Here is a 19,775-nt window from a genome sequence, read left to right on the forward strand (position 1 = left end):
TATCAAAAGATTATATTTGAATGACTGGCTTTAAAAAGATGAGAACTTTAAAACACCTCCTAATTTTACTATTTCTGGCATCTTCTGTCAGTGCTATTGCGCAAGAAAGTAAGCTTGACAGTCTCACTACTGAATTAGAAAAAGCTGAGTCTGATACACTTAAATCTTCGATTTTGATCAGTATGGCCTATGAATCAAAATCTCAGGAAGATCAATTAAAATACGCCCAAGAAGCCTATGAAATCGGTCAAAAGGTAACATCTCCCAAGCATAAGCACAGATCTATGCTGGCACTCGGCATCTTTTATTCCCATTATGATCTGGATTCTGCCGTTATCCTTATGAAGGAGGCAACTCAAGGGTATCTGGAAAATGAGCTAATAAAGTACGCTGTAAATGGAAACTACATTATTGCTCTCACTTTCGAGATTAATAACCAATTAGATACTGCACTTCTTTATTACCGAAAAGCCTACGAAATGGGAATGGAGAATGATGTTCTGCCTGAATATGGAAATGCCGCTTATGCCATGGCCAACATAAATAATAAAAGAGGAAAAAATGTGGGGGCATTAACCTGGGCAATCAAAGCGAAAGAAGCCTACGAAAAAGGTGGTTTAACAAAAGAAATCAGCCAGGCACTTAATCAAATAGGTATTATTTACGATCAAAAAGGGCTATACTCTGAGGCTCTCGATCATTACTTAAAGGCTAGAGACATGGCCATTCAGGCAGATGATATAGGTGGTGAGATACTGATCAATAACAACATTGGCGTGATTTACGACAACATGAATAACTCCGAGATGGCAATGGAGTACTACAGCAATGCACTGGAGAAAACGCGTATTCACAATCTGGAAGCCAACGAAGCAACATTATTAAATAACCTTTCCTATGTACACCTTGAAAGAGGTGACACAACAAAAGCCATCAGTTTATTAAAAAGTGCATTAGCTATTGACTTGTCCGAGAGTTATCCATGTTTCGAAAGTTACCCACTAGAAGGGATGGGGTCTATCTACTTAAATCTGAATAAATGGGATTCTGCAGAATATTTCTTCGATAGAGCCTTGAAGGTTTCCAATGATTGTGAAGAAGCCGTGGTGATTTCAACAGTTTTAAAAGGGTTAGGGCAGGTCTACGCCAAGCAAGGGAAAGCTGATGAGGCCGTAACATCCTTAAATAAAGCCCTTAAAATCGGAAAAGACTCCCAGTTACAACTTGAAACAAAAGAGGCACTCCAGGCGCTTTATGAATTTCATAAAAGCAATGGTAATTCAAGTAGGGCCATGGCCTATCTCGAGGAATATATGATGCTTACAGACTCCATCAATAAACAAAACAATATTGAAAAAGCAACCCAGCTGGCAGCAGAGTATGATTTCAGAAAGCAAGTGGCTGAAATGGAACAAGATCGAATGGAGTCTGAGCAGAAGTTTGCTGAAGAAATACAGGCAAAAACTTACCAAAACAGGCTTATTCTATTAGCCCTTTTACTTTTTTTCCTGCTTGCGGCAACTATGGGTCGGTCATACTATGTGATTCAAAAAAGAAATAAGAAACTAAGATGGCTCAACGATGAAAAAAACAAACTCATGGGCATTGTCGCTCATGATCTTCGAAATCCATTAAATATGATCATTGGGCTAATGCCCCTGTTTCAGGATGTAGTTAAAAATAACAAAGACAAGAATCTCGAAAAATATGTGGAACTACTTGGGGTGTCTTCTGAACGAATGAGAGACATGATCGACAGAGTGCTTGATATTAGCGCCATCGAAAACATGAAGGTAAATCTCAAGTTGGAGAAGACGGATCTTTCAGAGCTGACATATTCATCCATCCATAATTTTGACGTAATCGCCTCTCAAAAGCAGATTTCAATTATAGACAACATTGATAAATCGAGTGAACGATACGCAAATGTGGATCCAAATTATCTGGTACAGGTAATTGATAACCTCCTCTCTAATGCTATTAAATTTTCTGATCGGGGCAAACAAATTGAAGTTTCTTTAATCTCTGAAAATAATCATCATGAGATCGTAGTGAAAGATCAGGGACCAGGGATTTCAGAAGAAGAACAAAAGGCTTTGTTTCAAGCATACACAACACTTAGCTCTAAGCCAACAGAGCAAGAACGTTCAACCGGCCTGGGCTTATCTATTGCCTATAAATTTGTGAAAGCGATGGGAGGGAAAATCGAATGCCATAGCAAACCTGGTGAAGGCACTGCATTTAACCTGATTTTTGACAAGGTTTAGCCAATTTCTACCCGTACGCGATCTGTTAAAGGTTTCCCAACACAAGTAAGCACATAACCTTCATCAAGTTCTTCTTGAGAGAGCCCTTCCGCTTCATCAATACTTACTTTTCCTTCTACGCATTTTCCTCTACAGGCAGTACACAGTCCACTTTGACAAGAATATGGCATATCCAGATCGTTATCCAAAGCTGTATCCAGTATAGAGGCGTTTTTCTTTACGGTGATTGAGTATTCCTCCCCATCTAAAAGAATAGTTACCTCGCTCTCCGAAGCTCCTTCCGTATCAATGATTTCCGTTGGAGATGTTTTACCTGCTTCAAAGCTTTCCATTCGAATCTTTTCCTGATCTACATTGGCTTTTCTAAGCCCCTCTGCAACTACGTCCATCATTGGCTGTGGCCCGCAGATATAACATTCCGTATCCTTATCAACTGAATTTTTGCCGCATATTTCTGCGATCATATCCGGAGTTGGCCGTCCTGTATAGTCCGCATCCCCTTCCTCGAGAATATGTATTATTTTGAATCGCTCGAGATATTTGTCCTCTAACTTTGAGATCATCTCTTTGAAAATGACAAATTCCTCTCTCCTGTTACCATAAACCAAGGTGGTTTTACTCTTTGGCTCTTTTAAAAGAATGGACCTTATAATCGACATGAGTGGTGTAATACCACTCCCTCCACCAAAAAATATTGCATGGCGTTCATTAGACTCATTATATTCCGTTGTAAACATGCCCATTGGCTCCATGATTTGAATCTGATCACCTGCCTTTGCATTATCGTTCAGATCGTTAGACATAGCTCCACCTTCCACACGCTTTACAGTTACTGCCGGACTTTCATCCTCAAAAGGGGTGGTACAAAGAGAGTACGCACGCCTTATTTTCTTACCGTTCACTTCTTTAATAAGTGTAATGAACTGCCCAGGTTCGTAATTAAATGACTCAGGCTTTTCAAAAACAAGATTCACTGCATCTTGCGCTACATTCACCACCTCCTTTATCGTGAGTGTTTGATATCTATCGTCTTTCTTGTTCTTTTTCTTTTTAAATAATGAAAACGCCATTTTGTCAATTTTAAGGCCGCAAAGATAATTCCCCCATAGAGGTCAGGCAAGTAAACATGATGCGGTACTTTTGTGTTCGTTTTTACTGTAGATAATATTCATGAATTTTAATCCATTAGAGGGTATTTCGCCCATCGACGGCAGATATAGAAGCAAAGTTTCTCAGCTTGCAGACTTTTTTTCGGAAAAGGCACTGATCCAATACAGAGTGAAGGTAGAAATACTATACTTCATCGCACTCTGTGAAAGTGGGATTCCACAACTAAAGAGCTATGACTCGAAGAAAAATAAAGAGCTGATTCGAATTTTTGAGTCCTTTTCTATGGAAGATGCCGAAGCTATCAAGGAGATTGAAAAAACCACCAATCATGATGTGAAAGCCGTCGAGTATTTCATAAAAGAAAAAATTGATGGTCTGGGAATGACTGACCTAAAGGAGTTTATACATTTCGGACTGACTTCTCAGGATATCAACAATACGTCTATTCCACTATCGCTTAAAGATGCCCTTGAACAGGTATTTATTCCAAAATTGGACGCCTTGATCATTGAGTTGGAAGCAAAAGCAAAACAATGGAATGACATTCCTATGCTGGCAAAAACACACGGACAGCCAGCTTCTCCCACGAGATTAGGTAAGGAAATTAACGTATTCGTGGTTCGCTTAAAGGAGCAATTGGACCTACTTAAGCAAATCCCTTATGCTGCTAAATTTGGTGGGGCTACCGGCAATTTCAATGCTCACTATGTGGCTTACCCTGATAATGACTGGCATGCATTCGGCGATAAGTTTGTGAGGGAAAAGTTAGGACTGAAACGAAGCTATCCGACTACTCAGATTGAGCACTATGATCACCTGGCCGCCATTTTTGATGGATTGAAACGAATCAATACCATCCTGATTGATTTTAGTCGTGATGTATGGCAATACATTTCAATGAATTATTTTACCCAAACCATCTCGAAGAATGAGGTTGGGTCATCCGCTATGCCTCATAAAGTAAATCCGATCGATTTCGAGAACGCTGAAGGAAACTTTGGGATTGCTAATGCACTGTTCGAACACCTGAGCGTCAAACTACCTATTTCAAGACTTCAACGAGATTTGACGGATTCGACTGTTCTAAGAAATATCGGTGTTCCGATTGCTCATTCTTTCATTGGCTTGCTTTCACTTGAAAAAGGGCTCTCCAAAGTCAAGGCTAATGAAGCATCAATTAGAGCGGATCTAGAGGACAACTGGGCAGTAGTTGCTGAGGCCATTCAGACCATCCTAAGAAGAGAAGGATATCCTAAACCTTATGAAGCATTAAAGGCGCTCACAAGAACCAATGAGGCGATTACAGAGCGTTCAATTCAATCGTTTATTGATACACTGAATGTTTCTGATGAGATCAAAAAGGAGCTAAAAGCGATTACTCCGTATAATTATGTGGGGAGATAGATTAAGCAACCCCAGCTAAAAGGTAAAGCACCGCCATCCTAACAGCTACTCCATTTTCCACTTGCTGGAGAATAATGGAATGTTCAGAATCTGCTACATCACTGGTAATCTCCACTCCTCGATTAATTGGACCGGGATGCATTATCGTTATTTCTTTATTAAGTGAATCAAGTAATTGCTTATTCACACCGAAATACCTTGAATACTCACGCAAAGATGGGAAATACTTCATCTGCTGACGCTCAAGTTGAATGCGTAAGATATTTGTGATATCACACCATTCAAGGGCTTTCCTGATGTTCGTCTCAACTTTTACTCCCAACTCACCAATATGCTTTGGAAGTAGAGTAGCCGGGCCGCAAACCATCACTTCTGCACCAAGTGTCTGCAAGGCAAAGATATTGGAAAGCGCCACCCTGGAATGGAGAATATCTCCAACAATTACTACTTTCTTACCTTCCACGGCACCACATTTTTCCTGGATCGAAAATGTGTCTAAAAGGGCTTGAGTGGGGTGCTCATGTGTGCCATCTCCGGCATTGATGATATTAGCATCTATATGCTTAGCAAGAAAATGAGGAGCTCCCGGGCTGGAATGTCTCATCACCACCATATCCACCTTCATGGCCAAAATGTTATTGACCGTATCCAGCAGTGTTTCTCCCTTTTTCACCGAACTACCTGATGCAGAAAAGTTGATCACATCAGCAGAAAGTCTCTTTTCTGCAAGTTCAAATGAAAGTTTGGTTCGGGTCGAATTTTCGAAGAAAATATTGGCTACCGTCACATCTCTCAAAGAAGGCACTTTCTTGATTGGTCTGTTAATTACTTCTTTAAAGTTGGTGGCTGTTTGAAAAATGAGTTCTATATCCTCTTTATCGAGGTTTTTAATCCCTAGGAGGTGCTTGGTTTTTAGTTGACTCATTCTTCTTTCGTAATTAACCAAATATGATCTTCTTTCTGTTTTTCATCCAGCTCCACCAGTACTTTTTGAGACTGAATAGTATTTACCTTTCTACCTACATAAGTTGCCTCTACAGGGATGTGTCTGCTATACAAACGATCAACCAGAACAAGTAACTCTACCTTCGCCGGTCTGCCAAACGTATTCATAGCATCCAGGGCAGCTCGCACCGTTCTACCCGTAAAGAGAACGTCATCCACCAGAATGACATTCTTATTTTCTATTAAAAATGGAATTTTAGTCTGGCTGGCTGTAATTGGTTCATCCCTTCTCCTAAAATCATCACGATGAAAAGTTGTATCGAGATACCCGAGATGTATGTCTTTTTTAATCAGCTTTTCAAGCTCCTTTTTGATTCTTTCGGCCACATAGATTCCTCGTGGCTGCATGCCTATAATGACTGATTGAGAAAAATCTTCATGAACTTCAATGAGTTGCTGGCACAACCGGCTGATTGTGACCTCTAGGAGTGGACTATCGAAAAGCAGGCGCTTTTGCATGAGTAATTATTCCTGCAAAAGTAATAGTTAACATTTAATTGAACTCTCTATCCAGATCGTATTGAATCTTATTAATATAAAAAACTCTTCGTTGAGTCTGACCCCCAATACCACTCTGATTTTTTATCCGCTGCTCACCATAGGCAAAAAGTGTTTTTCCATACCATTTCTTAAGTCCTTCAACATTTGGATCGCGTGACTTAACCTCATCGGATTCAAATGAAAGCTTTACAGGGTTAAATGTTCTACCCTCCACAATATCATTTCCTTCTACAACCTTTGTCCGAATTTCATTTTCTTCCAAATACATCAAAATTACTCTATCACCCGAGGCACTTACCACCACATTTTCTTCAAGTGAATACGTTTGAATGTCTTCAATTTTGAATGTTTGATCCCATAAAATATTGCAATTCGGATCAAAGGCTAAGACAACCGCATGTGTATACTTATAGCCTAAAAAGTATGGATTGTTTCTAAAAGTAGGAGTATAACCGTATGGACTTAAGTTATTTGAACGAGTTGAATAATTATATCTTGGATAGTACGCTTCTGCAATCATAATATACTCTCCTTCCCTTTCTAGTATTTTATGTACTAGTAAGCGATAGTTAAACTTCTTGATTTTACCCTTAGCTCTCTTTCGTTCGATTCTGTTCTTGATTCGTTCTTCTCTTTTAGGTTTCATATGACCAAAAAAATTGTTCAAATCGGCAAATGGATAATATTTATTAAACTGCTGTTGACCGTTTATGAATTTACTTAAGTAGAAACCCTGGCTATATTGCAAGGACTTTCTTGAGTGAGTGCCTGCTAAATATTGAAGCCCGCCAGCAAATGTGGTACTTGCTGCATCTAATAAACTCCTTCTTTCGCCAGGATCAATCAGATTATCTTGTATAACATCTCCCTTGTCCGTAAAAGTTTTGACTCTCACTGTATACTTTTTGTTCCGCATTTTTTCCGATAAAATAACCGTGAATAGTCGTGATTCATTATCAACAATTAAGTCTAAGATATCATTCTTATTATCATAAAATCCCGGAACAACACGCGGAATCCTGTCATTGATATTATACGTAATGACCACTGGTCGGAAATTGGCATATCCAGCAAGGAGGATTGTTTCCCCAACTGACTCAAAATGCGTGATGTCAATAGGAAATACAGTGGTGATCTCATACATCGCATATTCAACGGATTCTGAACTAAGCTGATAGACAATGAGGTCCTCACTTCGGTATTGATTTTTATTAAACAGCAAATAGAACCTTCCCTTGAAGTATTCATAGCCCAAAATTGATCCACCAGCAGGAATAACCAGAGTTTGAGACCACTTTACTTGTAGTGAAGTATCCACCATATGAAGCTTCCACTGAAAACCTCCTCCTTTTGCACCTTCACCGGTTTCCTCAACCACAAGAATACCATCTTGATTTCCAGGTACAACAAAAAATTCCGATGCATCTCGCTCCATTTCAAACTCAATGCGATTTGGCTGAAGAATTACGGCACTTGTATCTCTATCTTTCTTCCTCTGTGAGAAAGATAGAATCGGAAGTGCAATTAATATGATTAGTAGTCTCTTCATGGATGTATAAAACAATTACGTTATTGGCTCCCCTATCGTTCGCTCGTTTCAATGATGATATCAAACTCCTCCTCTTTCACTGCCTGAACAGAAAGCCTTGAATATTTAACTAATTGCATATCTCTAAGTCTTTCATCAGCCTTCACTTCCGCTAACGCCACAGCTCGCTTAAGTTTCCTTACTGGAACCACATCCATGACATACCAACGATGATCATCTGTAGTTGGGTCCTTATAGTATTCTTTAACTACCTCAGCTATTCCTACAATAGCCTTTTCATTCACACTGTGATAGAATAGGCACAGATCACCCTCTTTCATCTGTTTGATATTGTTTCTGGCCCTGAAGTTTCTTACTCCATCCCAATGGTCTCGACCTTTCTTGACAAGATCATCCTATGAATAGGTATTCGGTTCACTTTTGATCAACCAGTAATTCATTTCGAAAGTTTTAAATAAATCTAAACAATTGTGTTTCTGGTTGCTATTTAATAACAGCTTTTGTTTTCAAACCATCAGTAATTGATTCATTTTTACCCATGATGAAAGTATTGATCATCCAATCCGGCAGTATAGACAAAACGATCCTTGTAACCCCTTTAATTCGGATACTGAAAACAGAACTAGAAGCTGAGGTTCACGTCGTACTCCAAGAAAACAGATTGAATATCCTGAACGAAAATCCATACTGTGATAAAATCATAAGCCTGAATCAGGGAATTTTTAAGATTAGAAAAAAAATAAAAAGTGAAGGCTACCACTCAATCGTAGACCTTGAAGTTAATCTTCGATCATTTTTGATCTCATGGCAAAACGGTAAACATCGATTTACATTCAAAAAGAATCTTTTTAGAAAATGGCTCTATACTAAAACGAAAATTAACCTTCTCCCTAAAACACACATTGTCGAACAGTATATAGATTTATTGAAGCCCCTAGGTATAAAAGGGGACAACCTCGGGTTGGATTTTTACATTCCTGAAAAAGATGAAGTAGAAAATGACTGGCTTCCCACGTCACATCAGAGAGGATATGCCGCTGTGGCAATAGTTGCCAAGCACAATACGAGAAGACTTCCAGTAAATAGATTGATCGAGCTTTGTGACAGAATAAATAAACCAATCATCTTAATTGGTAATGAAGAAGATGAGCAAGTGGCTGATGAAATTGAATCGTTCTTCGAGCGTGGAACAGAGGCGGAAGAAGAGGCTATTGAAAACCTGAATAAAAAGGCGATTATTTTCAACGCTTGTGGGAAATTCAACTTTAATCAACAAGCATCTTTAATCAAAAATGCCAGCTGGGTTTTTACTCATGATAATGACCTCATGCATGTAGCTGCGGCATTTAAAAAGCAGATATTTTCCATCTGGGGAAATACAACTCCCCATTTCGGGGAATATCCTTTTAGGACACAATTCACAATTTTTGAAAATAATAAATTGAGGTGCAGACCCTGCACATCTACCGGGTATTCAAATTGTCCAAAAGGACATTTTAAATGCATGAATGACGTAACTTTTGACTTTTATTTGCCAGACTAAATGAAGACACTTTACCTCATCCGTCACGCTAAATCTTCCTGGTCATTTGATTTAAGTGATCATGATCGTCCGTTAGGAAAGCGTGGAAGAAAGGATGTAATAAAAATGGGAAATCATCTGACCTCACAGCAAGCACCTCCGGAAGTATTTATTTCCAGCACAGCAAGCCGGGCATTTTACACGGCCTTACACATTTGTGATCAACTAAAGATTGATGAAGGAAACATTCGTCTTGATAAAAGCTTGTACCATGCTGGAGCTGGAGAAATACTTGAAATTGTAAAAAATGCTCCAAACTGTCAGCGGCTGGCAATTTTTGGTCACAACCCCGGCTTCACCAGTGCAGCAAATGCTCTTGCCAATCAGACATTTGATAATGTTCCAACCTGTGGTATTGTTGGCATCAATTTCAATGTGAACTATTGGAAAGATGTGGAGTTTGGAACTGGTATCCTAACCTTCTTTTACTTTCCGAAGGAGATTTAATACTCTCATTTAAGGCACCACTATTCACATCACAAAAAATGCCCCTAACTCCCATTCTTTACAGAATATACCTACTCAAATCCTTATCCTTCACAAGTCCTTCCAGTTTTTCCTGAACTAGCGCCTTGTCGATCACAATTTGTGCGTTTGGACCAATGGTGTCAGGAATATCAAACAGAATTTCATTAAGCAACTTGCTCATCACGGTGTGCAGTCTCCTCGCACCAATATTTTCCACCTCTTCATTTATCTGAAATGCCATTTCTGCTATTTCCTCCAGTGCTTCGTCCTGAAAAGTAAGATGAACTTCCTCAGAAGCAACTAATGCTTCATACTGTTTTGTAAGCGCGTTCTTAGGCTCGGTCAGGATCCGCAAAAAGTCTGCTTTTGTCAAATTGTCCAGTTCTACGCGAATCGGAAAGCGTCCCTGAAGCTCAGGAATTAAATCAGAAGGTTTACTGAAGTGAAATGCCCCGGCAGCCACAAATAAGATATGATCGGTATTAATAATTCCATATTTCGTATTAACGGCACTGCCTTCAACGATGGGAAGTAAGTCTCTTTGCACCCCTTCCCTACTCACATCGGGACCACCTTTTCCGGAATCTCCTCCTTTAGCGATCTTATCCACCTCATCGATGAAAATGATCCCTGTATTCTCCGCTTTAAAAATGGCTTCCTCTTTCACTTCATCCATGTCTATCATTTTGGAAGCCTCTTCTTCAAGTAATATTTTTCTTGCCTCAGAAATTGTCACCTTCCGTTTCTTTTTCTTTTTAGGCATCATATTACCAATCATCTCCTGAATATTGATCATTGAAGCTTCATCCATTCCTCCTCCAATCATCCCCACATTCCCTGATGGATTAGCAGTGACATCTATTTCTATTTTCCGATCGTCAAGCTCCCCCTTCCTGATCTTTTCTCTAAACCGGGCTCTTGTCTGCTCATTCAACTCTACCTCATTCTCTGGCTCATCGCTTCCTACTTTAGTTGAAAACGCATTTGGGCTTCCCTTAAGCGGAGGTATCAGTGCATCCAGAATAATTCCTTCCACTACTTCAGCGGCCTTCTCTTTAACTTCTTCTTTTTTGGCGACCTTCACCATGTTCACCGCCTGCTCGACAAGATCACGAACCATACTTTCAACGTCTCTTCCTACATATCCTACTTCGGTAAATTTTGAGGCCTCCACCTTTGTAAATGGTGCATCTGCAATTTTGGCCAGCCTCCTCGCTATCTCCGTTTTACCAACCCCTGTCGATCCAATCAAAAGAATGTTATTCGGAACGATCTCACCCTGTATTTCTTCCTTCACATTCATTCTTCTCCACCGGTTTCGAAGTGCGATCGCCACATTACGCTTCGCATCTTTTTGACCAATGATGTATTTATCCAGCTCAGCAACTATCTGCTTAGGTGTTAAATCGTTTTTTATCTCACTCATAAAATTTTCTTAAAATCATTTAAATCTGTTCGAAGGCTAATAAAGCTGCTGCCTCCTGCTGCATGAAAAGTGGCCCTGGAAAAACGAAATTCTATTCGTTTCACTTTCACCATCAAACCATATGATAAGCCTGCACCTCCGCCAATATCGTCCAGTCTCAACTCCTGCTTCCTTTTATGGCTATATCCTACAAGCAACTGAATATTATTACTTAACAAGACCTCTGCCCCGAGGTTCACTCTTTTCCATACTTTATCAATGCCTTTACTGTTTCTACCACTTGACTCTTCATCCTGAATGACGTTTTGGTCTACCAAATTTGTGGTAGTTATTGTAAATCGCAAAGGCATGTACTCAGGCTTAAATGAAGTACCCAATTTGATATCAAAAGGGATTGATGGTGATGAAAATGAGGTGTATTCTGATACCCGGCCACCAATATTTTGCATAACCAAGGCGACTGTCCAGTTTTTGGACGGACGAAAAATACCCCCAATATCCATGAGTACAGCAGTGGAACCGTAAATCTCAATGGATGAATGTGTCAGCTTTAAATTGGCTCCTAAAGTAAAAGGCCCTAGTTGATGAGCTTTTCCAACCTGGATGGTATAATCCTGAGCTTGAAAAGTACCAAGATGATTTCCGTTTTCGTCTGTCATATCAAAGGAGCCAAAGTTCACATAATTGATTCCTGCTGCAAATGTTCCGGCATTGGCCACATTAAAGGTGTACGCTCCGGAATAGACGAAAACATCAGCAAAATATGGATTGATTTGGAAAAAAATATTCTTACTCTTTACTGAATCCAGGGTAGCAGGATTCTCAAAAAATTGAGATATATCTCCATCCGCCAAAGAGACCGTCGTTCCTCCTAATGCAGCAGCACGGGGATTGGTTGTCAAACGGAGGGATTGGTATCCGGCCTGACCGCCAATTTGTGACCAGCTAAAAAGCGGGATCAAACACGCTATTGCAATTAAAGCCTTCAATCTTTCTTTTCTTCGGGAAGGATAAACTCGATTGGGTTATCTACTTTTTGTTTCGTTAACGCAATATCAAGTACCTCTGGTACATACTCTACAAAATGAATATTCAGTCCCTTCAGGTATTTTTCATTGATCTCTTCCAGGTCTTTTTGATTGCGCTTACACATGATGATCTCTTTAATCCCTGCTCTTCTGGCAGCCAGGATTTTCTCCTTGATTCCACCTACAGGCAGCACTTTTCCTCTCAATGTAATTTCCCCCGTCATGGCTAATTGCTTCTTCACCTTTCGCTGCGTAAAAACAGATGCCAATGAAGTCAACATCGTGATTCCTGCAGAGGGACCATCTTTCGGAATAGCTCCTGCCGGAACATGCACATGCAAATCATAATTGTCAAAAACACGATGATCAATCCCTATAGATTCTGAGTGTGAACGTAAATATGAGAGAGCGGCAACAGCAGATTCCTTCATTACATCACCCAGCTGTCCGGAAAGTGTCAGTTTCCCTTTTCCTCGGCTCAAAGAAGATTCAATGAAAAGGATATCACCCCCTGATGGCGTCCAAGCAAGCCCGGTAACCACCCCTGGAATAGAATTATCCTCATAGTTATCCTTATCAAATATTTCAGGCCCTAGTATCTCTCGCACCCGACCAGCATCGATCTTTGACTCATAGTCCTCTTCCATTGCCACAGATTTAGCAACCGAGCGTACAACCGCCGCAATTTTGCGCTCAAGACTTCTTACACCTGACTCACGGGTATAATCATTGATTAGCTTGGCTATCCCGGATTTATCAAACGTAACATCTTTGGCCTTTAACCCATGCTCCTTTCGTTGCTTTGGTATCAGGTGTTTTTTTGCTATTTCCTGCTTTTCTTCCTGTGTATACCCACTAATGTCGATGATCTCCATTCGGTCTCTCAACGCTGGCTGAATGGTATCTAATGAATTTGCAGTAGCTATAAAGAGTACTTTGGAAAGATCGTAATCCACCTCCAGGTAATTATCCTTAAATGTGGAATTCTGCTCGGGATCGAGCACTTCCAATAAAGCCGACGATGGATCCCCTCTGAAGTCCGAACTCACCTTGTCAATTTCATCAAGAATGAAAACCGGATTAGATGATTTTGCCCGATTCAGATTTTGTATAATCTTCCCGGGCATAGCTCCAATGTAGGTCTTTCTGTGACCCCTTATTTCAGCTTCGTCATGTACTCCTCCGAGTGACATGCGAACATATTTCCTATTCAGTGCATCCGCGATTGATTTCCCTAATGAGGTTTTACCTACACCGGGAGGGCCATAGAGGCATAAAATAGGCCCTTTTAGGTCCTGCTTTAGCTTTCTTACCGCCAGGTATTCAATGATCCGATCTTTCACTTTCTCTAGACCGAAATGATCACGATCCAGAATTTTTCTCGCATGTTTTAAATCAAAATTGTCTTCCGTTACCTCATTCCATGGAAGATCTACCAGTAATTCCGCGTAACTCATAGCCACCGGAAACTCGGCTGCAGCAGGATTCATACGGGAAATTTTATCAAGTTCTTTTTCGAAGTGTTCTTGTACCTCTTCGGGCCAATCCTTTTTCTCTCCACGCTTTCGAAGTGCATTCACTTCCTGGTCAGGACCGTCCTGACCAAGTTCATCCTGAAGAATTCGTATTTGCTGACGTAGAAAGTAGTCTCGCTGCTGCTGGTCTATGTCTGTGTGTACTTTTTCCTGAATCTCCTGCTTGAGCTCCAACATCTGAAGATCCTTCAACATAAACTGCAATAGTTTTTCCGCACGTGCTTTTGGATCATCAATCTCCAATAGAGCCTGTTTGTCGCTCACCTCTGCATTTACATTGGAGGACAGGAAGTGCGTCAAAAAATTAAAGCTATCAATATTGTCGACGGCCACACGAGCCTCCTTCGGTATTTCAGGACTCAGCCCCATTATCTTGCTAGCTGTATCCTTCATCGATTGAATGATCGCCCTTTGTTCCTTCTTGGATAGCTCATTCTTTTTATCAGGAACAGTTTGGTACTTCACTATGTGATGAGGCTCCTCCTGAATCTGTTCTGTTATTTTAAATCGATTTTGACCCTGAATAATGATTGTCGTGTTTCCATCAGGAAGTACAATCATTTTGAGAATTTTGGCAATGGTGCCTACCTCATACAACTCATTAAAAGTCGGATCTTCTGTTTTGCCATTTTTTTGCGCTACCACGCCAATGATTCGATCCCCTCGATAGGCCTTTTTCACCAACCGGATTGACTTAGTCCGACCTACTGTAATGGGGAGTACTACTCCCGGGAACAAAACGGTATTTCTAATGGGTAGAATTGGTAATTCCTCCGGCAAATCAGCATCCTCCATCTGACTGTCCTCAGGAGAAATGATCTGGATCAGCTCTTCCGAGTCTTCATTTGCAAATTCCGGTATAAAAATTGATTTAAGTTTCGCGTCATTCATAAATGCCAATGTGTCATATAATTAGTACACATCCCTAGCTTTTAGGGAAAGGTACATAATTGTCAATCGCTATGCCAAAGTGGTGGCACACGGCAAATAGTGCTAACTTTAAACTAATTTTAATTTTTACTGACGAATCGACAGCATGCACCGCTATTTTCATCGCCATATTGGACTTTTCTTAGTTCTACTCAGCCTTTGTGTATCAGCACAGAGGGGGCGAAAAGAGGTTCAGATTGTAACTGATTCCATTCCTAAAGATGTTGTTTTTAATGCGTATGAATTCAAAGGAATTAACAAATATCCTGAGTATTTCAACAAGCAAAAGCTGGAACGTATTATTAATCTGGACAAGGAAGAAAAATGGGAAGAGCTGTATGACGCTTTAAAAGATTATGTGAGTCGTTTCGGCATCCGAAATTTTTACAAAGACACCAAACTCATCTGGAGACTGGCCAAGATGACCGAACTTTTTGGAGACAAAGAGGAAGCGATGACGCTTTATCGCATGGTATTGCGCCACCACTATCAGGGAATAAATATCAAAGAAATAGAACTCTACTATGATTCACTAAACCGACAAGCAGCCGAACAATTCGTCCCTATCGATTACTATTATGAACTGGTGGAGCATCGTAAGTTGATTGACACACTTCAGCCTCCCCGCGGTGTATTACTGAACATGGGGATGCTTGTAAATAGCGCCAGTGCGGATTACGGTCCCTCTTTAAATATTCATAATAACATCCTGGTATTTACGTCTAAGCGAAAAAAGGTAGATGAAACCATTCGGTTCAGGGAAGATGAGGATTTGTACTTCAGTCGAAAGGATCCTTATGGTACCTGGTCGAAAGCTGCACCGATTCCAAAACTAAATTCTCATTACAATGAGGGCTCACCATGTCTCAGTGGTGATGGTAAAACATTGGTTTTTTCGAGATGTGACTCGCCAGATTCCTATGGGGATTGTGATCTTTTTATTGCTACCCTGCAGGAAGATAGTACATGGACCCGACCAGCAAACCTGGGTGTAAGTGTCAATAGTCTGGCCTGGGATTCTCATCCCGCACTTTCTCATTCAGGTGATACACTGTTCTTTGCCTCTGATAGACTGGGAGGGTTTGGTCTTGCCGACATCTATTACACAACGAGGGATGATAAAGGGCGTTGGTCTGCAGCGTTAAATATGGGCCCTGTAATAAATACAAGACAAAACGATGTGAGTCCGTTCTATCACCCGGTATACGAAGTGTTGTATTTCAGCTCAAATGGTCAATTATACAATTTTGGAGAATTTGATATCTATAAAGCCTATAATGTAGACGGGTATTGGACTGAGCCTCAAAACATTGGCCCACTGGTGAACGGACGAGGAAGCGAATTCTATTTTACCATTGACTCTGAATCTGAATTGTTGTTTTATGCAAGATCCTCGACTCGGGATTTGAATAAGCAGGACATCTATTCTTTCCCGCTACCGATGGAAGCTCAGCCGGAAGCAACCACAACTGTCACAGGAACACTCACAGATTCGCTTACCGGGGCGCCATTTCAGGGTATCGTATCCATTATCGATTTAGACAAGGGGAATGAAGTGGCTCCTAAATTTCTCAAGCAGGATGGCTCATTTGAGTTTGAATTGATCAACCAAAGAAATTACCTACTAATTCTTCAGGGTGATGATTTTTTCCGTATTGAAGAAGTGTTTTATCTGGATGGACCAATGGAGTTGAAAACAGTTACTCAACCTCTTGCCTCCAGAATGAAGTTTGAATCGATCGAATTTGATGTAGGCAAAGCTGAGTTGAAAACAGAGATGTATGCGGACTTAAACAAGGTGGTCAATTTCCTCTATGACAACCCCGAATTCAAGCTTCGCATTTCGGGTCACACCGACTCGGTAGGTGATCCGGAAAAAAACCTACGTCTTTCTAAAGAGCGGGCACAGAACATCCGTGATTACATTGTGATTTTCGCAGGCATCATAAAGGAACGGGTAGAGGCCAACGGATATGGGGATACCAAACCTATCGTTGAAAATGAGGTGACAGAAGCCGACCGAAAGCTAAACCGACGGGTGGAATTTGAAATCTATCGGGAAGCTCCACCAACCGAAGAGTCGGCGGAAGCTACAAATGATTTTTAGAATAGATCAAAATAATATTATTCCATTCTTTTTTCTGGACGGAAGAAACCTACACTTGTGATTCAAGTACTTGAATGGGTTTTTCTCATCCCCACTTAGAGAATGAGAAAATAATATTTTCTAAAAATCATTATGAAAAATTTACAAGAATTAAAAACTGAAGAACTCACAAAAGTAGAAGGTGGGAGTTGGTATCCATGGGACTGGTGTGCCCTAATTTTGGAGGCAAGTGAAGGTGTAAACCGAGATTTTAGATACGCTGAAATGGCATAATCCAATAAATGGAGTGGGGTAGAATTTAACCCCACTCCATTTCTCAGAAATTAATAATGTCATTAATAATGACAAAAGCCATTAGGGATAGAAGTATAACCATTCCAAACTTTTGAGCATTTTCCAGAAACTTATCAGAAGGCTTCCTACCAGTAATTATCTCCCACGATAGAAACATAACATGTCCACCATCTAATGCGGGGATTGGCAACAAATTCATGAAAGCCAATATCATTGATAATAGACCCACCAAGTACCAGAACCGATTCCAGTCCCAAGTCCCACCAAATTGTTTCATGATGCCTAATGGCCCCATAACAGATTTGCGTGGATCAATATCTCCCGAAAACATTTTTCCAAATCCCTTAGCATTTAAGATTATTGCTGAAAAGGCTTGAGTAGTTCCAACAACAACTGACTCCCCAAATGTAAGGTCTCTCTCAACGAAGTTTAAGCCCGGATAGGCTTGAAAACCTAAAGTGCCCTCTTCAGTGACTCTAGCTTTCAAATTCAATTTAGCGTTACCTCTTTCAATTAGAAGTGAAACAGAGTCTCCACGTAAGGAATCAAGAATCGTAGAAAACTGATCAAAATAACTTGATGGTTGATTATTCACACTCAGTATTCTGTCACCACTAGTTAAGCCAGCAATATCAGCATTTGAGCCTTTGACAACCTCCCCAATTGAAAATGGTCTTCTAGGCTCAAAAACTGGTATTCGTTTTCCTCCGTCAGATATCCTATCGATAAAATCATTTGGCAAATCGATTTTGATTTGCTCTCCATTTCTATCAACAAGGAAGTAGTTGTCAGACCCAAGCAAAACATCACCACTTAATAGGTCTGAAAATCTCTCGTAATCTCTCCCATTGATAGAAAGAATCTTATCTCCAGTTTGGAAACCTAATTGTTGACCTAAATCGTAGGCTACAATACCATGCTTGTTGAGTTCTTCTTTTGGGAGATACGTTTCACCATTTACCATTGATAGTCCAATGAAAATGATAACCCCAACAATTATATTTACTATAATACCCCCTAGCATTACAATCAATCTCTGCCAGGCAGGTTTGGCCCTGAATTCGTAAGGTTCCGGTTCGGCATTAAGGGTTTTGGTATCCAAAGATTCATCGATCATTCCTGTGATTTTGACAAACCCTCCAAGTGGAATAGCTCCAATCGAATATTCTGTTTCCCCTATTTGCTTACCCCAAATCTTTGGTGGGAATCCAATTGAAAATTTCTCCACTCGCATACCAAATGACTTTGCAGCCACCATGTGTCCCCACTCATGCACTCCTACCAAAATTGACAGCCCTAGTAAAAGCTGCCCTACCATTATTAAAGTCTCCATCTATTTAATCAATTCGAGCGCTTTGGCTCTTGTTTCTTTGTCTGTTTGTATAAAATCTTCTAATTCAGGATTGCGAATATAGCTTACCTTTTTTAGGCAATTTTCAATCACATCTGAAATCTCGAGGAACCCAACCTTATCTTCCAGGAATCCCTGAACAGCAATTTCATTAGCTGCGTTCAAAATACATGGTTGATTACCTCCCTCCTTTGCAACTTCAAATGCTAACCCTAGGTTACGAAAAGTTTCGACATCCGGTTTTTCAAAAGTGAGTTCCGGATAGTTCATAAAGTCGAATCTTGGGTAGTCAGCTTTTAATCTGCCCGGATAGGTCATTGCAAACTGAATCGGCACTCGCATGTCCGGCAGACCCATTTGTGCCTTCATGGAGCCATCTTCAAATTGGACAATGGAGTGAATAATTGACTGAGGGTGAACCACAACTTCAATCTGATCAAGTGATACCCCAAATAACCACTTCGCTTCAATCACCTCAAGCCCTTTATTCATCATGGTAGCAGAATCAATGGTGATCTTTGCGCCCATATCCCAGTTTGGGTGCTTCAGAGCCTGCTCCTTCGTAACTGATGCCAATAGCTCTCGGTTCTTTCCTCTGAAAGGGCCTCCTGATGCAGTGAGAGTAAGTTTTTCGATTGGATTATGAAATTCACCGACGATACATTGAAAAATCGCAGAGTGTTCCGAATCTACGGGCAGAATATTAACCCCCTTCTCCTGAGCGAGCTTCGTGATCATCTCTCCTGCAACCACCAGGGTCTCCTTATTTGCAAGTGCAATAGTCTTACCTGCATTGATGGCTCTGATTGTTGGTAATAGACCGGAGTAACCCACCAGGGCCGTCAATACCATATCAATAGAATCCATCTCAACCACAGAGGCTAGTGCGTTCTCCCCAGCAAAAACTTTAATATCCTGCGGGTCCAACGCATCAAAAACCTTTTGATAATGGTCTTCATTGACAATAACCACCGTGTTAGGTCTGTATTTCAATGCTTGCTCAATCAGCAGATCGGCGCTGTTCTGAGCAGTGAGTACCTCTATTTCAAAATTTTCAGGATGTCGTTCAATGACTTCCAGAGCCTGAGTTCCGATTGAACCTGTCGAGCCAAGAATGGCAATATTTCGTTTCTTCATATAATTCGTCCCTGCCTTTTCAAAAGAACAGTCGGCAAAGGTAAGAGTTTGCATTTTTTAACACCCGCTTGGAATAAATTT

Annotated in this window: 15 protein-coding genes and 1 pseudogene; 6 read left to right on the forward strand and 10 right to left on the reverse strand. The window is 40.5% G+C overall.

What is annotated here, in order from left to right:
- The first annotated feature begins 38 nt into the window (after window positions 1–38).
- Window positions 39–2,267 (forward strand): tetratricopeptide repeat protein, encoded by a 2,229-nt coding sequence (locus ACOQON_RS13570; RefSeq protein ID WP_420575957.1) that lies wholly within the window; start codon window positions 39–41, stop codon window positions 2,265–2,267.
- On the opposite strand, the gene ACOQON_RS13575 is transcribed toward ACOQON_RS13570, so the two are convergent.
- Complete coding sequence (locus ACOQON_RS13575) at window positions 2,264–3,337, reverse strand: 2Fe-2S iron-sulfur cluster-binding protein (RefSeq protein ID WP_420575958.1); 1,074 nt, start codon at window positions 3,335–3,337, stop codon at window positions 2,264–2,266. The two genes, ACOQON_RS13570 and ACOQON_RS13575, sit on opposite strands and share 4 nt — an antisense overlap.
- 100 nt (window positions 3,338–3,437) lie before the next feature.
- On the opposite strand from ACOQON_RS13575, the gene purB reads away from it, so the two are divergent.
- Window positions 3,438–4,781: an adenylosuccinate lyase gene (purB, locus tag ACOQON_RS13580; RefSeq protein WP_420575959.1), complete on the forward strand. Its 1,344-nt coding sequence runs from the start codon at window positions 3,438–3,440 to the stop codon at window positions 4,779–4,781.
- A 1-nt stretch (window position 4,782) separates the two neighbouring features.
- Here purB and ACOQON_RS13585 read toward each other — a convergent pair whose 3' ends face one another.
- The 4 genes and pseudogenes from ACOQON_RS13585 to ACOQON_RS13600 form a co-directional block, all read right to left on the reverse strand.
- Window positions 4,783–5,706: an aspartate carbamoyltransferase catalytic subunit gene (locus ACOQON_RS13585; RefSeq protein ID WP_420575960.1), complete on the reverse strand. Its 924-nt coding sequence runs from the start codon at window positions 5,704–5,706 to the stop codon at window positions 4,783–4,785.
- Window positions 5,703–6,245 (reverse strand): bifunctional pyr operon transcriptional regulator/uracil phosphoribosyltransferase PyrR, encoded by a 543-nt coding sequence (gene pyrR / locus ACOQON_RS13590; protein WP_420575961.1) that lies wholly within the window; start codon window positions 6,243–6,245, stop codon window positions 5,703–5,705. The genes ACOQON_RS13585 and pyrR overlap by 4 nt, the downstream gene beginning before the upstream one ends.
- 34 nt (window positions 6,246–6,279) lie before the next feature.
- A complete protein-coding gene (locus tag ACOQON_RS13595; RefSeq protein ID WP_420575962.1) occupies window positions 6,280–7,836 on the reverse strand; it encodes a hypothetical protein in 1,557 nt (518 codons plus the stop codon).
- A 32-nt stretch (window positions 7,837–7,868) separates the two neighbouring features.
- A pseudogene (locus ACOQON_RS13600) lies at window positions 7,869–8,171 on the reverse strand (EVE domain-containing protein); the annotation flags it as partial.
- Between the two features lie 203 nt (window positions 8,172–8,374).
- Here ACOQON_RS13600 and ACOQON_RS13605 point away from each other — a divergent pair.
- Window positions 8,375–9,379 carry a glycosyltransferase family 9 protein gene (locus ACOQON_RS13605; RefSeq protein WP_420575963.1) on the forward strand — a complete coding sequence of 335 codons (1,005 nt, stop codon included), beginning with the start codon at window positions 8,375–8,377 and terminating at the stop codon, window positions 9,377–9,379.
- Window positions 9,380–9,865, forward strand: coding sequence for a SixA phosphatase family protein (locus tag ACOQON_RS13610; RefSeq protein ID WP_420575964.1), 486 nt, complete (start codon window positions 9,380–9,382; stop codon window positions 9,863–9,865).
- A gap of 58 nt (window positions 9,866–9,923) precedes the next feature.
- Here ACOQON_RS13610 and hslU read toward each other — a convergent pair whose 3' ends face one another.
- From hslU to lon, 3 genes are read right to left on the reverse strand one after another with little or no spacing between them, the layout of a single operon-like run.
- Entirely contained in the window at window positions 9,924–11,312 is a 1,389-nt protein-coding gene (gene hslU, locus ACOQON_RS13615; protein ID WP_420575965.1) for an ATP-dependent protease ATPase subunit HslU, read from the reverse strand.
- On the reverse strand, window positions 11,309–12,301 hold the full coding sequence (gene porQ, locus ACOQON_RS13620) for a type IX secretion system protein PorQ (protein ID WP_420575966.1): 993 nt from the start codon (window positions 12,299–12,301) through the stop codon (window positions 11,309–11,311). The genes hslU and porQ overlap by 4 nt, the downstream gene beginning before the upstream one ends.
- On the reverse strand, window positions 12,298–14,766 hold the full coding sequence (gene lon, locus ACOQON_RS13625) for an endopeptidase La (protein WP_420575967.1): 2,469 nt from the start codon (window positions 14,764–14,766) through the stop codon (window positions 12,298–12,300). Before lon ends, porQ begins: the two co-directional genes overlap by 4 nt.
- 145 nt (window positions 14,767–14,911) lie before the next feature.
- Between lon and ACOQON_RS13630 the strand changes: the two genes are divergently transcribed.
- Together ACOQON_RS13630 and ACOQON_RS13635 are read left to right on the forward strand one after the other, a co-directional pair.
- The gene (locus ACOQON_RS13630) at window positions 14,912–16,912 is read left to right on the forward strand and encodes an OmpA family protein (RefSeq protein WP_420575968.1); all 2,001 of its coding nucleotides are present in this window, start codon (window positions 14,912–14,914) and stop codon (window positions 16,910–16,912) included.
- A gap of 132 nt (window positions 16,913–17,044) precedes the next feature.
- Window positions 17,045–17,185 (forward strand): bacteriocin class II family protein, encoded by a 141-nt coding sequence (locus tag ACOQON_RS13635; protein WP_420575969.1) that lies wholly within the window; start codon window positions 17,045–17,047, stop codon window positions 17,183–17,185.
- Window positions 17,186–17,228: 43 nt separating this feature from the next.
- Here the strand turns inward: ACOQON_RS13635 and rseP are convergent, their stop codons facing one another.
- Both rseP and ACOQON_RS13645 read right to left on the reverse strand, forming a co-directional pair.
- A complete protein-coding gene (gene rseP / locus ACOQON_RS13640; protein ID WP_420575970.1) occupies window positions 17,229–18,539 on the reverse strand; it encodes an RIP metalloprotease RseP in 1,311 nt (436 codons plus the stop codon).
- Entirely contained in the window at window positions 18,540–19,748 is a 1,209-nt protein-coding gene (locus ACOQON_RS13645) for a 1-deoxy-D-xylulose-5-phosphate reductoisomerase (protein ID WP_420575971.1), read from the reverse strand.
- Between the last annotated feature and the right edge of the window lie 27 nt (window positions 19,749–19,775).

The organism is Ekhidna sp., from assembly GCF_965221965.1.
Taxonomy (GTDB): domain Bacteria; phylum Bacteroidota; class Bacteroidia; order Cytophagales; family Cyclobacteriaceae; genus Ekhidna.

Bases quoted from the DNA above. Each gene is read 5' to 3' on its own strand.
- ACOQON_RS13570 (WP_420575957.1), top strand. From the start codon at position 39: ATGAGAACTTTAAAACACCTCCTAATTTTACTATTTCTGGCATCTTCT.
- ACOQON_RS13575 (WP_420575958.1), bottom strand. From the start codon at position 3,337: ATGGCGTTTTCATTATTTAAAAAGAAAAAGAACAAGAAAGACGATAGA.
- purB (WP_420575959.1), top strand. From the start codon at position 3,438: ATGAATTTTAATCCATTAGAGGGTATTTCGCCCATCGACGGCAGATAT.
- ACOQON_RS13585 (WP_420575960.1), bottom strand. From the start codon at position 5,706: ATGAGTCAACTAAAAACCAAGCACCTCCTAGGGATTAAAAACCTCGAT.
- pyrR (WP_420575961.1), bottom strand. From the start codon at position 6,245: ATGCAAAAGCGCCTGCTTTTCGATAGTCCACTCCTAGAGGTCACAATC.
- ACOQON_RS13595 (WP_420575962.1), bottom strand. From the start codon at position 7,836: ATGAAGAGACTACTAATCATATTAATTGCACTTCCGATTCTATCTTTC.
- ACOQON_RS13605 (WP_420575963.1), top strand. From the start codon at position 8,375: ATGATGAAAGTATTGATCATCCAATCCGGCAGTATAGACAAAACGATC.
- ACOQON_RS13610 (WP_420575964.1), top strand. From the start codon at position 9,380: ATGAAGACACTTTACCTCATCCGTCACGCTAAATCTTCCTGGTCATTT.
- hslU (WP_420575965.1), bottom strand. From the start codon at position 11,312: ATGAGTGAGATAAAAAACGATTTAACACCTAAGCAGATAGTTGCTGAG.
- lon (WP_420575967.1), bottom strand. From the start codon at position 14,766: ATGAATGACGCGAAACTTAAATCAATTTTTATACCGGAATTTGCAAAT.
- ACOQON_RS13630 (WP_420575968.1), top strand. From the start codon at position 14,912: ATGCACCGCTATTTTCATCGCCATATTGGACTTTTCTTAGTTCTACTC.
- ACOQON_RS13635 (WP_420575969.1), top strand. From the start codon at position 17,045: ATGAAAAATTTACAAGAATTAAAAACTGAAGAACTCACAAAAGTAGAA.
- rseP (WP_420575970.1), bottom strand. From the start codon at position 18,539: ATGGAGACTTTAATAATGGTAGGGCAGCTTTTACTAGGGCTGTCAATT.
- ACOQON_RS13645 (WP_420575971.1), bottom strand. From the start codon at position 19,748: ATGCAAACTCTTACCTTTGCCGACTGTTCTTTTGAAAAGGCAGGGACG.